The organism is Flavobacterium caseinilyticum (genome assembly GCF_004349085.1).
GTDB classification, from domain to species: Bacteria; Bacteroidota; Bacteroidia; order Flavobacteriales; family Flavobacteriaceae; genus Flavobacterium; species Flavobacterium caseinilyticum.
The window spans coordinates 273886-288268 of sequence record NZ_SMFM01000003.1 but is presented as its reverse complement, the minus strand read 5'-3'; the positions used below and the strand labels follow the sequence as shown (position 1 = coordinate 288268).

Genomic DNA, 14383 nt, shown 5'->3' with positions numbered 1-14383 from the left:
TTTTTTTTTTGTGTATACCAAATCCAAAAAAACGATCCTGTATTAACGAATATTAAATTCAAAAAACGTTAAACACATCTTAAGAAAACAGTCTTTCCTTATTTATAATAAATAAAAACTGTAAATTTACATCGTTGTAGTAGAGATGTATTTTTAAGTTTTAATTGTTATTTAATAATTTGAAAGTTATCTTTGTCGCTTATTCTCATTCAAAAAAATTCATTTTATGCAATCCGATCAATTAAATTATATACCTATTTTAATGCAGTTAATACTTGCAGTAGGGTTTGTTGTAGGAACTATTTTTGTTTCAGGAAAATTAGGTCCTAAAAGATCTTCTGAAGCTAAAGATAAAAACTTCGAATGTGGTATTGAATCTGTTGGAAACGCAAGAATCCCTTTTTCAGTAAAATATTTTCTTGTTGCTATTTTATTTGTTTTATTTGATGTTGAGGTGATTTTCTTATATCCTTGGGCCGTTAATTTCAAGGAATTAGGGATTGAAGGAATGGTGAAAATGATAATTTTTATGCTTTTGCTTTTGGTGGGTTTTTTCTACATCATCAAAAAGAAAGCGTTAGAGTGGGAGTAAAAATTTATTTTAAATATTGAATTTTAAATGCAAAAAAATTTCATTTACAATTCAAAATTTATAATTCAAAATAATAAAAAATGAGCGATTCAAATATAAATATGGTTGCCCCTCCGGAAGGTGTTGTTGGTGAAGGTTTCTTCGCTACAAAACTAAATGATGTTGTGGGATTGGCTCGTGCAAATTCATTGTGGCCTTTGCCTTTTGCAACATCTTGTTGTGGTATTGAGTTTATGGCAACGATGGCTTCGCATTATGATTTGGCACGATTTGGTTCTGAAAGAGTGAGTTTTTCTCCTCGTCAAGCGGATATGTTAATGGTAATGGGGACTATTTCTAAAAAAATGGCGCCAATTTTACGCCAGGTTTACGAACAAATGTCGGAACCTCGTTGGGTTATAGCCGTTGGAGCTTGTGCTTCATCTGGTGGAATTTTTGATACTTATTCTGTTTTGCAAGGGATTGATAAAGTGATTCCGGTTGATGTTTATGTTCCGGGTTGTCCGCCAAGACCAGAGCAAATCGTTGATGGAGTTATGAAATTGCAAGAATTGGTTAAAACGGAATCGGTAAGAAGAAGAAGTTCTCCAGAATATCAAGAATTATTGGCTTCTTATAACATCAAATAAATAATGGCGCTAGAAACGATACAAATCCAAGAAAAATTAGTTGAAACATTTGATTCAGATGTTTTTGAATTCAATCAGGAAAAAGATATATTTTCATTTGAAGTCGCTGCCGATAAAATTACAGCGGTGATTCTTTTTTTGAAAAATGACCCGATATTACGTTTTCATTTTTTAACTGATTTGTGTGGGATTCACTATCCTGACAATGATGTGGACCATCAATTTGCAGTGGTGTATCATCTACACAATTGGTATGAAAATAAAAGGATTAAAATCAAGGCGTTTATCAACGGTGACAATCCAGAAATAAAAACGATATCAAACATTTTCCTTAGTTCTAACTGGATGGAAAGAGAAACGTATGATTTTTATGGAATTAACTTTATTGGTCATCCGCAATTAAAACGTATTTTGAATATGGATGAAATGATTTCTTTTCCAATGCGTAAAGAATTTCCATTGGAAGATGGCGGAAGAACTGATAAAGACGACCGTTTCTTTGGAAGAACAACCGACAATTATTAAAAACACACACTATTATAATTTTTCACATTAAATAAATGTCAGAACTATTATTACCACCAGAGCATCGCTATGCTAAAAGAATAAAAGAACAACTAAATGAAGACGGAAGTGAACTTTCGATCCTTAATTTAGGGCCAACTCACCCGGCTACACACGGTATTTTTCAAAATATCCTATTGATGGATGGAGAAAGAATTCTGGAAGCGGAACCTACTATTGGTTACATTCACAGAGCTTTCGAAAAAATTGCTGAAAACCGTCCATTTTACCAAATTACCCCTCTTACAGATAGAATGAACTATTGTTCATCACCTATAAATAACATGGGTTGGTGGATGACATTAGAAAAATTGTTGGATATTGAAGTTCCTAAAAGAGCGCAATATTTAAGAGTTATCGTAATGGAATTAGCAAGAATCACGGATCATATCATCTGTAATTCAATTCTTGGTGTGGATACCGGAGCATATACCGGATTTTTATATGTGTTTCAGTTTAGAGAAAAAGTATACGAAATCTACGAAGAAATTTGTGGTGCTCGTTTGACAACTAATATGGGAAGAATTGGTGGTTTCGAAAGAGATTGGTCACCAGAAGCTTTTAGAAAATTAGATGTGTTTTTAGAAGAATTTCCAGCAGCTTGGAAAGAATTTGAAAACTTATTCGAAAGAAATAGAATTTTTATTGACCGAACGGTAAATGTTGGAGCTATAACAGCTGAGCAAGCGATGGCTTACGGATTTACAGGTCCAAATTTACGTGCTGCGGGTGTCGATTATGATGTTCGTGTAGCACAACCGTATTCTTCTTACGAAGATTTTGATTTTATAGTTCCAGTTGGAAAATCGGGTGATACGTATGACCGTTTTTGTGTTCGTAACGCCGAAGTTTGGGAAAGTTTAAGTATTATTCGTCAAGCATTAGCAAAAATGCCGGAAGGGAATGACTTTCATGCTGATGTTCCGGATTATTACCTTCCTCCAAAAGAAGATGTTTACACAAGTATGGAATCGTTGATTTACCATTTCAAAATTGTTATGGGAGAAGTTCCTGTTCCAGTTGCTGAAATATATCATCCTGTAGAAGGAGGCAACGGAGAGCTAGGTTTTTACTTGGTTACAGACGGAAGTCGAACTCCTTATAGATTGCATTTCCGTAGACCTTGTTTTATTTACTATCAAGCGTATCCAGAAATGATAAAAGGGGCTTTGCTGTCGGATGCAATTGTTATTTTGTCAAGTTTAAATGTTATTGCCGGAGAATTAGACGCTTAGTAAAATTATAAATGATGAATTTTAAATTATAAATTATTCAAAACATTTAAAATTTGGAATTCAAAATTTAAAATAATTAAAATGGAAAGAACGTATCACAAACAAGAAATAAATATGACTGAAGCATTGATGGCTCGCATCAATGAATTGATTAGTCATTATCCTGAAGACAAAAGAAAATCGGCTTTATTACCGGTTTTGCATGAAGTTCAAGATGCTCACGAGAATTGGTTGAGTATTGAATTGATGAATAAAGTAGCCGAAATCCTTTTGATTAAACCAATTGAAGTATACGAAGTAGTTTCGTTTTATACGATGTACAACCAAAGACCAATTGGAAAATACATGTTTGAATTTTGTCAAACTTCTCCATGTTGTTTGAATGGAGTGGAAGATCTAATGGATTATACCTGCGAAAAACTAGGTGTAAAAGTGGGCGAACCTACTCCAGACGGTCTGTTTGAAGTTAGAGGAGTTGAATGTTTAGGAGCTTGTGGTTACGCTCCAATGATGCAATTAGGCGATTTTTATAAAGAACATTTGACTGCAGCAAAAATCGACCAGTTAATTGAAGATTGCAAAAACGATACAATAATATTACACGATAAATAATATGTCACAAAAAATATTATTAGATAAAATAAATGTTCCGGGCATCAAAACCTACGAAGTATATCGTCAAAACGGTGGTTATGCTTCAGTAGAAAAAGCCTTAAAAACATTAACACCAGACGAAGTTGTCGAAGAAGTGAAAACTTCAGGATTACGCGGTCGTGGAGGAGCAGGTTTCCCAGCAGGAATGAAATGGAGTTTTATTGATAAAAAATCAGGGAAACCAAGACATTTAGTTTGTAATGCGGATGAATCTGAGCCAGGAACTTTCAAGGATCGCTATTTGATGGAATTTATTCCTCATTTATTAATTGAAGGAATGATTACGTCCAGTTATGCATTGGGAGCAAACCTTTCATATATCTACATTCGTGGAGAATACATGTGGGTTTATAAAATATTAGAAAGAGCCATTAACGAAGCAAAAGCTGCTGGATTTTTGGGTAAAAACATATTGGGTTCAGGGTATGATTTAGAACTTTATGTTCATTGTGGTGCCGGAGCTTACATTTGTGGTGAAGAAACTGCATTAATTGAATCTTTGGAAGGAAAAAGAGGAAATCCTCGTATCAAGCCGCCATTTCCTGCAATTTCAGGACTTTGGGCAAATCCTACGGTTGTAAATAACGTAGAAACGATTGCCGCTGTGCCATGGATTGTTAATAATTCAGGTGCGGAATATGCTAAGATTGGTATTGGTCGTTCTACTGGGACTAAATTAATTTCGGCGTCAGGACATATTAAAAATCCTGGTGTTTACGAAATCGAAATGGGTTTAAGTGTTTATGAATTCATGAATTCTGATGAATATTTAGGCGGAATGAGTTCTGACAGACCTTTGAAAGCATTTGTACCGGGAGGAAGTTCTGTTCCCGTTTTACCAGCCCATTTAATCTATAAAACGGCAAACGGTGAAGATCGTTTGATGTCTTACGAATCTTTAAGTGACGGTGGATTTGCAACTGGTTCTATGTTAGGATCAGGTGGATTTATTGTTTATAATGATACCTCTTGCATTGTTCGTAATACTTGGAATTTCTCACGTTTTTATCATCATGAAAGCTGTGGGCAATGTTCCCCATGTCGTGAAGGTACTGGCTGGATGGAAAAAGTATTGCACCGAATAGAAAATGGTCACGGTCGTGAAGAAGACATCGATTTGCTGTTGAGTATTCAGAGTAAAATTGAAGGAAATACGATTTGCCCATTAGGTGACGCAGCAGCCTGGCCAGTAGCAGCAGCAATTCGTCATTTTAGAGAAGAGTTTGAATACCATATCCGTTTTCCGGAAAAAATAAAAAATAGAGATCATTTTGTTGCTGAACCTTTCGAAAAAGTTAAGCATTTAGTTTCTAAAGTAATCGTATAAAGTCAAGAATTTCAGAAAATGAAAGTAACCATAGACGGTCAAAGCATAGAAGTAGAACCAGGAACAACAATCCTGCAGGCGGCGCGTATGATAGGTGGAGAAGTAGTTCCGCCAGCAATGTGCTATTATTCTAAACTAAAAGGAAGCGGTGGAAAATGCCGTTGCTGTTTAGTGGAAGTTGCAAAAGGAAGTGAAGCTGATCCAAGACCAATGCCTAAATTAATGGCATCTTGCGTAACAGGTTGTATGGACGGAATGGAAGTGAACAGTAAATCTTCGCCAAGAGTTCAAGAAGCCAGAAAATCAGTTACAGAGTTTTTATTGATCAATCACCCATTAGATTGCCCGGTTTGTGATCAGGCAGGAGAATGTGATTTGCAAAATTTGAGCTTTGAGCACGGGAAATCAGAAACTCGTTTTATTGAAGAAAAAAGAACATTTGAGCCAGAAAATATTGGTCCAAATATTCAATTACACATGAACCGTTGTATTCTTTGTTACCGTTGTGTAATGGTTGCAGATCAGTTAACCGATGATCGTGTTCACGGAGTAATGGATAGAGGAGATCATTCTAATATTTCTACTTGTATTTCTAAAGCAGTTGATAATGAGTTCTCTGGAAACATGATTGATGTTTGTCCTGTAGGAGCATTGACTGACAAAACATTTAGATTTAAATCCAGAGTATGGTTCAGCAAGCCTTACAATGCACACAGAAATTGTCCTACTTGCTCCGGAAAAACTACAGTTTGGATGTTTGGTGACGAAATTCAACGTGTTACCGGAAGAAAAGATGAGTACCATGAAGTAGATGAATTTATTTGTAACGGATGTCGTTTTGACCACAAAGATATTGCCGATTGGACTATTGAAGGACCAAGAGCATTTGAAAAAGATTCCGTTATCAACCAAAATAAATACAACAGAAAATTACAAAAAGTGGAGATCGCTACTGAAGATCATATTCTTTTAGGTAGAGAAGAAGACCGTAAGAAAATAAGCATGGTCGAAATTCCATTGACTGAAGAAGACATTATTAATCAAAAAAGCTTGGGTAATAATGGATAGTACTATTATCATAGAAAAAAGTGTCATTATTGTTGCAGTTTTTGCGCTGACAATGTTGATGGCAATGTATTCCACATGGGCTGAACGAAAAGTTGCCGCATGGCTTCAGGATCGTGTTGGACCAAACAGAGCCGGTCCTTTTGGATTGTTTCAACCGCTTGCTGATGGTTTAAAATTATTCTCGAAAGAAGAATTTGAACCAAATACACCAAACAGATTTTTGTTTTTTGTAGGACCGGCAATTGCAATGAGCACCGCTTTAATGACGAGTGCTGTAATTCCTTGGGGAGACAGGCTGCATTTATTTGGAAGAGATATTTTATTGCAGGCTACTGATCTAAACATTGGATTGTTATACTTTTTTGGGGTTGTGTCAGTGGGTGTCTACGGAATCATGATTGGTGGTTGGGCTTCGAATAATAAATTTTCATTGATTGGTGCCGTTCGAGCAGCTTCTCAGATGGTGTCTTATGAAATTGCTATGGGATTGTCCATAATTGCATTACTGATGATGACCGGAACATTGAGTTTAAGAGAAATCTCAATGCAGCAAGCAGGAATGAATTGGAATATATTTTACCAACCGTTGTCTTTCATCATATTTTTAATTTGTGCTTTTGCTGAAGCCAATAGGACTCCTTTTGATTTAGCGGAATGTGAAACGGAACTAATTGGAGGATATCACACCGAATATTCATCGATGAAAATGGGATTTTATTTATTTGCTGAATATGCGAATATGTTTATTTCTTCCACTATTTTAGCGGTTTTGTTCTTTGGAGGTTATAATTATCCTGGAATGAGCTGGGCTGTTGAAAATTGGGGTGTAAATATTGCCAATGTTTTAGGATTTGGTGCTTTGTTTATCAAATTATGTGGATTCATATTTTTCTTCATGTGGGTTCGTTGGACTATTCCAAGATTCAGATACGATCAACTGATGCATTTGGGGTGGAGAATATTGATTCCATTGGCGATTGTTAATATTATAATTACAGGAACTGTAATTTTGAGAGCAGATATTGCTGCTTATTTTGGATTTTGAGCGCCCTAACCCCTTAGGGGATATAGTTAGGATTAAATATAATTCATATAGAAAAAGCCCTAGCCCTGATAGCAGTGTAAATCCTTTATTGTTTTTTCTTTAAAAAACAATAAAGATTGAAACGAATAGCAGGATTAAGCTTCAAATAAAAATAAAAAATGTCAATAGAAAGTATATCCTTATCGGGAAGAAAAAAGCTAGTCTCCAACAAGGAGATGACTTTTTGGGAAAGAATGTATCTAATTGCAATTGTCAAAGGTTTGATAATTACAATTCAGCATTTGTTCACCAGAAAAGTAACGATTCAGTATCCGGAGCAAGTGCGTGAAATGAGTCCAGTGTATCGCGGTCAACACCAATTGAAACGTGATGAGCAAGGTCGTGAGAATTGTACGGCCTGCGGTTTGTGTGCCTTATCATGTCCTGCTGAAGCAATTACGATGAAGGCTGAAGAACGCAGAGCAGATGAAAAAAATTTGTACAGAGAAGAAAAGTATGCGTCGATATATGAAATCAATATGTTGCGTTGTATTTTTTGTGGTTTGTGTGAAGAGGCTTGTCCGAAAGACGCTATCTACCTTACAACTTCTAAAGTTTTGGTTCCTTCCAGTTATGAAAGAGAAGATTTTATTTTTGGAAAAGATAAATTAGTTATGCCTTTAGATATCGCAATGCAAAATGCTCAACTTAAAAACGCTAACTAATGTCTACAGTACTTATAATTTTTTGTGTATTGGCTGCTATTACATTAGCAACCGCATTTTTAACAATTTTTAGCAGAAATCCGATTCACAGTGCTATTTATTTAGTTATTTGTTTCTTTTCGATCGCAGGTCATTACTTATTATTGAACGCTCAATTCCTGGCGATAGTTCACGTTATTGTGTATTCTGGAGCGATTATGATTTTGTTTTTATTTACCATCATGTTGATGAATTTAAATGAGGAAAGAGAAGTGCACCGTCCTAGAATTACAAGAGTAGGAGCTATTGTTTCTTTTTGCTTGATTTGCTTGGTTTTAATAGCCATTTTTATCAATTCAAAACCTATTGTTGGAGAATATGTCACTACCGGCGAAGATTACCAATCTATAAAAGTATTGGGTAAAATATTGTTGAATGAATATATGGTTCCGTTTGAATTTGTATCCATATTACTTTTGGTTGCTATGATTGGAACTGTGTTATTGTCTAAAAAAGAAAAATTGCAAAAATAAGATGAACAATATTTTAAACCACATTGGTATTGAAAATTATATATTCCTAAGCGTAATACTTTTTTGTATTGGCGTTTTTGGGGTATTGTACAGACGAAATGCCATTATCGTATTTATGTCAATTGAAATTATGCTGAATGCAGTAAACTTATTGTTTGTAGCATTTTCAACCTATCATCAAGATGCACAAGGACAAGTTTTTGTGTTCTTTTCGATGGCAGTTGCTGCGGCAGAAGTTGCGGTAGGATTGGCAATTCTGGTTTCTATTTTTAGAAATTTAGGGTCAATTACTATCGATAATTTAAAAAACTTAAAAGGATAAATGGAAATGAATACCAATATAGCTTTAGTTTTAGTTCTCGCTCCTTTTTTAGGATTTTTAATCAATGTTTTCTTTGGCAAAAGCCTTGGAAAATCGCTTTCAGGAATAATCGGAACGCTTTCAGTTTTAGTTTCTTTTATAGCAACAGGATATTTCTTTAGTGGAATTTCAGCACAACCAGAAGGAATTCGTATTTCACTTTTTGACTGGATTCAAATCAGTAATTTCAATGTGGATTTTGGCTTTCAGTTGGACCAATTGTCTATTTTATGGTTGCTTTTCGTGACCGGAATTGGATCTTTGATTCATTTGTATTCGATAAGCTACATGCACGATGATGAAAACATGCACAAGTTTTTTGCGTATTTGAATCTGTTTATATTCTTCATGATTACTTTGGTAATAGGAAGTAACTTATTAGTATTGTTCATCGGTTGGGAAGGCGTAGGTCTTTGTTCGTATCTGTTAATTGGATTTTGGCATAAAAACCAAGAATACAATGACGCTGCTAAGAAAGCGTTTATTATGAACCGTATTGGTGATTTGGGATTGTTAGTTGGAATTTTCATTCTTGGGAATTTATTCTCAACTTTAGATTACGCTACTTTAAAAACGGCAATTGCCGGAGCAACGAATCTTGATATGTATTGGCTTTCTGTTGCTGCTTTCGCTTTATTTATTGGCGCTTGTGGTAAATCAGCACAAATCCCATTATATACTTGGTTACCAGATGCAATGGCTGGTCCAACACCGGTTTCAGCTTTGATTCACGCGGCTACAATGGTTACTGCAGGAATTTTTATGATTACCAGATTGAATTTCTTATTTGATTTGACTCCGGATGTTCAATCGATTATTGCGATAGTTGGAGCTGTTACTGCTTTACTTGCTGCAACTATTGGATTGGTTCAAAATGATATCAAGAAAGTATTGGCTTACTCTACGGTTTCTCAATTGGGATTAATGTTTTTAGCTTTAGGTTTAGGCGCTTATGAAGTGGCCGTTTTCCACGTAATCACACACGCTTTCTTCAAAGCTTGTTTGTTCTTGGGTTCAGGTTCTGTAATTCATGCTTTGCACGGAGAACAAGACATGCGAAATATGGGTGGTTTGAAAAAAGCAATGCCAATTACGTTTGCAACGATGTTGATTGCTTCTTTAGCGATTTCAGGAGTTCCATTGTTTTCAGGATTTTTCTCGAAAGACGAAATCTTATTAGTGGCTTTCCATCAAAATATTCCGTTATGGGTTGTGGCTTCGATTGCCTCTATAATGACTGCTTTTTATATGTTCCGTTTAATGTTCTTGACATTCTTCCAAGAATTCAGAGGAACAGCAGAACAAAAGCACCATTTGCATGAAAGTCCTTCTTTGATTACGATTCCTTTGATTGTTTTAGCAATTTTGGCTACGATCGGTGGTATGATTAGTTTACCTGGAAACAGTTGGTTGAATCATTATCTGATTCCTATTTTACCGAAATTAGCAACCGCTGAACACCATTTAGGAACTACAGAATTTATCTTGATGGCTATTGCTGTTGTGGGTGGATTAGTAGGAATTGGTATTGCTTACGCCAAATACATCAAACAAAATAATGTTCCAACTGAAGATGCTGCAATGACAGGATTTTCTAAAGTGCTTTACAATAAATATTATGTTGATGAATTTTATGATGCTATTTTTGTTAAACCGATTAATTTCTTGTCTCGTTTTTTCAGAGACACTGTAGAAACGGGTTTATCAGCTTTAGTTTTTGGATTCGGAAAAGTTACCAACGAAATAAGTTACCAAGGAAAGAAAATACAAAATGGAAGCATTGGTCTTTATCTTTTTGTTTTCGTATTAGGGCTTTGTGCCATTGTTTCTTATTTATTTTTAGCTCAACAATAATCATATATCATGAATGTATCTCTAATATTAATTATACTTTTGGTTGGTGCGTTTGCAACTTTTCTTGCAGGCGATAAACTGGCTTCAAAAGTGGCTTTGTTCTTTGGGTTAGCTGCTGCAGGCGCTGCTATTGTATTATTAAATCACTATAATTTAGGTGAAAATATCAGTTTCATCAACCAGTGGATCACACAACCTAATATTTCTTTTGCTCTAAAAGCAGACGGATTATCGATGGCGATGCTTTTGTTGACCACGGTATTGACTCCAATTATTATATTCTCTTCTTTTGGAAATGATTATAAAAATTCAAAATCATTTTATGCGTTAATCTTGTTTATGTCTTTTGCAATGGCAGGAACATTCTTAGCATCAGATGGTCTTTTGTATTATATTTTTTGGGAATTATCATTGATTCCTATTTACTTCATTGCTTTAATTTGGGGTAACGGAGACGCAGAAGAACGCAAAAAAGCGGTAGTGAAATTCTTTATTTACACACTTGCAGGTTCTTTATTTATGTTAGTGGCTTTTGTATATATGTATCAAAAAGCCGGAAGTCTTTTATTAGAAGATTTATATAAATTGAATCTATCAGCAACCGAACAATTATGGATATTCTTGGCTTTCTTCTTAGCGTATGCAATTAAGATTCCATTAATTCCTTTCCACACTTGGCAAGCGAGTGTATACCAAAAAGCACCAACTGTTGGTACTATGCTTTTATCTGGTATCATGCTAAAAATGGGATTGTACAGCGTTATTCGTTGGCAATTGCCATTGGCACCATTGGCAGCCAAAGAATACATGTATATTTTCATTGGACTTGGAATTGTAGGTGTGATTTACGGATCTATCGTTGCATTGAAACAAAAAGATTTAAAGAAATTATTAGCGTATTCTTCTTTGGCTCACGTTGGATTAATAGCAGCTGGAACGTACACGTTGACATTAGACGGATTGCGTGGAGCAGTTTTACAAATGATTGCACACGGATTTGTAGTTGTTGGATTATTTTATACAGTTGAAATTATATTCAGAAGATATGAAACCAGAGCTATTGCTGAAATGGGCGGAATTCGTACACAATCACCAAAATTCACTTCGATGTTTTTGATTTTGGTTCTGGCATCTGTTGCCTTGCCAACTACTTTTAACTTTATTGGAGAATTCACCGTTTTATACAGTCTTTCACAAATCAATATTTGGTTTGCCATTTTAGGTGGAACAACCATTATTTTAGGAGCGTATTATATGTTGAAAATGTTTCAACATGCAATGTTGGGAGAGACAAATACAAAGCCTTTTGCTGATGTAACTGTCAATGAAGGAATAACATTGGTACTTATAATTGGTGTTTTATTCTTTTTTGGGATGTATCCAAAGCCAATTACCGATTTGATTACGCCAAGTCTGGAAGAAATTTTAACTCAAATAAACCGAATTAACTAAGTCAAATAAAAAAAATGAATACATTAATAGCTATAATAGGATTAGGTGTTTTATGCCTTTTATTTGAAATATTTAATTTAAGGAAAGCCATTGTACCAATAACAATACTTGGATTGTTGGGAGTGTTGGGTTTAACGATATCTGAATTTAATTCAACAGAAAGCTACTATAACAACATGATTGTTGTGAGTAAATTTTCAAGTACTTTTTCGTCTTTGTTTATTGTGCTTACTATTTTCTTGGTTGCCTTAGGACATAATTTTTACGAAAATCATCAATCTAAAATCTCGGATTATATTGCCATAAAAATATTTTTATTGGCAGGATCAGTGGCGATGGTTTCTTTTGGAAACTTAGCGATGTTCTTTTTAGGAATCGAAGTCTTATCCATTGCGCTTTATATTCTTGCGGCAAGTGATCGTATGAATTTAAAAAGTAACGAAGCGGGGATGAAGTATTTCTTAATGGGATCTTTTGCGTCAGGAATTATTTTGTTTGGTATCTGTTTAATTTACGGAGCCATGGGAAGTTTTGATGTTACTGAAATCAGTGAATTATCACAATCAGCTGAATTGCCGGTTTGGTTCCCAATAGGAATTGTATTGGTAACAATTGGAATGTTGTTTAAAGTGGCTGCAGTTCCTTTCCATTTCTGGGCACCGGACGTTTATGAAGGTTCTCCGGCGTTGACAACCGCATTGATGAGCACTTTGGCGAAAGTAGTTGCTATGGCGGCATTATACAAATTGTTATCCGTTATGAATGCGGATATTTCTGAGTCATTCAAAATTGTTGTAGTCGTGATTTCTATGGCTTCGATGACCGTTGGTAATATTATGGCTTTGAGACAAACAAATGTAAAACGTATGTTGGCTTTTTCAGGGGTTTCCCACGCCGGTTTCATGTTGATGACTTTATTGAGTTTGTCTACATCAGCAGGAAGTTTGTTGTATTATGCATCTGCGTATTCTTTATCTGGAATCGCCGCTTTTAGTGTGATTTTATACGTTTGTAAAAATAGAGACAACGAAGATATTGTGAATTTCCACGGTTTAGGAAAAACCAATCCATTATTAGCCGCCATACTTACGGCAGCTTTACTTTCTATGGCAGGTATTCCAATTTTTGCCGGATTCTTTGCTAAGTTGGTTTTGTTTAATCAAACGATTCAGGCAGGTTATTTGGCTTTAGTAATCGTAGCGGTCGTTAATTCTATTATAAGCGTTGGATACTACTTTAAATTGATATTGGCTATGTATACCAAAGAATCAAACGAAGAGCGAAAAGGAACTCCGGTTATCATTTATGCCGTAGCGGTTATTGCAATTATGTTGAATATCGCATTAGGTTTGTTTCCATCTTTTGTTTTAGATTTATTGGCATAAACCAAATTTTTAAAAATATACAAAAAACCATCAAGAGCAATTTTGATGGTTTTTTTGGTTTAAAGGTGTTTTCTTGATTCGGATAAATATTTACTATTCATATATCTATAATTAAATACTAAAACACAAAAAGCGCAAAACTGAATTGATTAATTTTGCGTTATAGAATAAATTTGAATTTAATTAAAGAAAGTAATATGGCAAATACATTAAAAATACAAATCTGGTCGGATATTATGTGTCCGTTTTGTTATATAGGAAAAAGAAGAATAGAAGGTGCTTTACAAAATTTTGAACATAAAGATGCAGTTGAAATTGAATGGAAAAGCTTTCAGTTGGATGCTGGCTTTGTTGCTTCTCCGGAAGATAATATGGTCGAGCATTTGGCAGAAAAATATAGAAAAGATACCGATTGGGCACAAGGGATGCTTGACGATATGACCCAAAATGCTAAAAATTCAGGGCTGGATTTTCATTTTGAAAAAGCGGTTATGGCCAATTCATTGCATGCGCATCGCTTGTTGCATTTGGCAAAAAAGTATAATTTGGCAAATGACTTAGAAGAACTATTGTTCAAAGCCTATCTGACGGATGGCAAGAATATAAATGATTTGGTTACATTGAAGGCATTGGGATTGGAAGTAGGACTGAATGCTGAATCCATTGATGAAGTTTTGCATTCGAATGCCTACGCAAATGAAGTGCGGCAAGATATTGATGAGGCACAAGCTATCGGTGTACAAGGTGTTCCCTTCTTTGTTTTCGATAATAAATATGCTGTTTCGGGTGCGCAACATGTAGAAACGTTTGTAAAAACACTTGAAAAAGTATGGGAAGAAGGCAAATTTGACGCGAAAATAACGGTATTGAAGGGTACGGATGGAGACAGCTGTGGGATTGATGGTTGTGATTAAAACTCAATTCGTGCTTGTGAAAGAATTCAAATGGTGCAAGTCCTTATTATTATTATTATTATTTTCAAACAAAAATCCCGCTGAGAC

At 35.0% G+C, this 14383-nt stretch carries 15 protein-coding genes; all 15 read left to right on the top strand.

Translation table 11 applies throughout. The features are described from left to right. Window positions 1–226: 226 nt before the first annotated feature. Entirely contained in the window at window positions 227–592 is a 366-nt protein-coding gene (locus tag E0F89_RS09695; RefSeq protein ID WP_131909595.1) for an NADH-quinone oxidoreductase subunit A, read from the top strand. Window positions 593–672: 80 nt separating this feature from the next. Then, the gene (locus E0F89_RS09690) at window positions 673–1221 is read left to right on the top strand and encodes an NADH-quinone oxidoreductase subunit B (protein ID WP_066335808.1); all 549 of its coding nucleotides are present in this window, start codon (window positions 673–675) and stop codon (window positions 1219–1221) included. A gap of 3 nt (window positions 1222–1224) precedes the next feature. Then, window positions 1225–1746, top strand: a complete 522-nt coding sequence (locus tag E0F89_RS09685; RefSeq protein WP_131909594.1) for an NADH-quinone oxidoreductase subunit C — start codon at window positions 1225–1227, stop codon at window positions 1744–1746. Between the two features lie 35 nt (window positions 1747–1781). Then, entirely contained in the window at window positions 1782–3020 is a 1239-nt protein-coding gene (locus E0F89_RS09680) for an NADH-quinone oxidoreductase subunit D (protein ID WP_131909593.1), read from the top strand. An 81-nt stretch (window positions 3021–3101) separates the two neighbouring features. Then, window positions 3102–3632 (top strand): complex I 24 kDa subunit family protein, encoded by a 531-nt coding sequence (locus E0F89_RS09675; RefSeq protein WP_131909592.1) that lies wholly within the window; start codon window positions 3102–3104, stop codon window positions 3630–3632. Between the two features lies 1 nt (window position 3633). Next, entirely contained in the window at window positions 3634–5001 is a 1368-nt protein-coding gene (gene nuoF, locus E0F89_RS09670) for an NADH-quinone oxidoreductase subunit NuoF (protein ID WP_131909591.1), read from the top strand. 18 nt (window positions 5002–5019) lie between these two features. Then, entirely contained in the window at window positions 5020–6069 is a 1050-nt protein-coding gene (locus E0F89_RS09665; RefSeq protein WP_131909590.1) for a 2Fe-2S iron-sulfur cluster-binding protein, read from the top strand. Then, window positions 6062–7114, top strand: a complete 1053-nt coding sequence (nuoH, locus tag E0F89_RS09660) for an NADH-quinone oxidoreductase subunit NuoH (RefSeq protein WP_131909589.1) — start codon at window positions 6062–6064, stop codon at window positions 7112–7114. Before E0F89_RS09665 ends, nuoH begins: the two co-directional genes overlap by 8 nt. A 158-nt stretch (window positions 7115–7272) precedes the next feature. Continuing rightward, complete coding sequence (locus tag E0F89_RS09655; RefSeq protein WP_131909588.1) at window positions 7273–7818, top strand: NuoI/complex I 23 kDa subunit family protein; 546 nt, start codon at window positions 7273–7275, stop codon at window positions 7816–7818. Continuing rightward, window positions 7818–8330, top strand: coding sequence for an NADH-quinone oxidoreductase subunit J family protein (locus E0F89_RS09650; RefSeq protein WP_131909587.1), 513 nt, complete (start codon window positions 7818–7820; stop codon window positions 8328–8330). Before E0F89_RS09655 ends, E0F89_RS09650 begins: the two co-directional genes overlap by 1 nt. A gap of 1 nt (window position 8331) precedes the next feature. Next, window positions 8332–8652, top strand: a complete 321-nt coding sequence (gene nuoK / locus E0F89_RS09645) for an NADH-quinone oxidoreductase subunit NuoK (protein ID WP_066079401.1) — start codon at window positions 8332–8334, stop codon at window positions 8650–8652. Between the two features lie 6 nt (window positions 8653–8658). Beyond that, window positions 8659–10545 (top strand): NADH-quinone oxidoreductase subunit L, encoded by a 1887-nt coding sequence (nuoL, locus tag E0F89_RS09640; RefSeq protein ID WP_131909586.1) that lies wholly within the window; start codon window positions 8659–8661, stop codon window positions 10543–10545. 9 nt (window positions 10546–10554) lie between these two features. Then, entirely contained in the window at window positions 10555–11997 is a 1443-nt protein-coding gene (locus E0F89_RS09635) for a complex I subunit 4 family protein (RefSeq protein ID WP_131909585.1), read from the top strand. 14 nt (window positions 11998–12011) lie between these two features. Continuing rightward, entirely contained in the window at window positions 12012–13382 is a 1371-nt protein-coding gene (locus tag E0F89_RS09630) for an NADH-quinone oxidoreductase subunit N (RefSeq protein WP_131909584.1), read from the top strand. 197 nt (window positions 13383–13579) lie between these two features. Continuing rightward, window positions 13580–14296 carry a DsbA family oxidoreductase gene (locus E0F89_RS09625; RefSeq protein WP_131909583.1) on the top strand — a complete coding sequence of 239 codons (717 nt, stop codon included), beginning with the start codon at window positions 13580–13582 and terminating at the stop codon, window positions 14294–14296. Window positions 14297–14383: the final 87 nt, after the last annotated feature.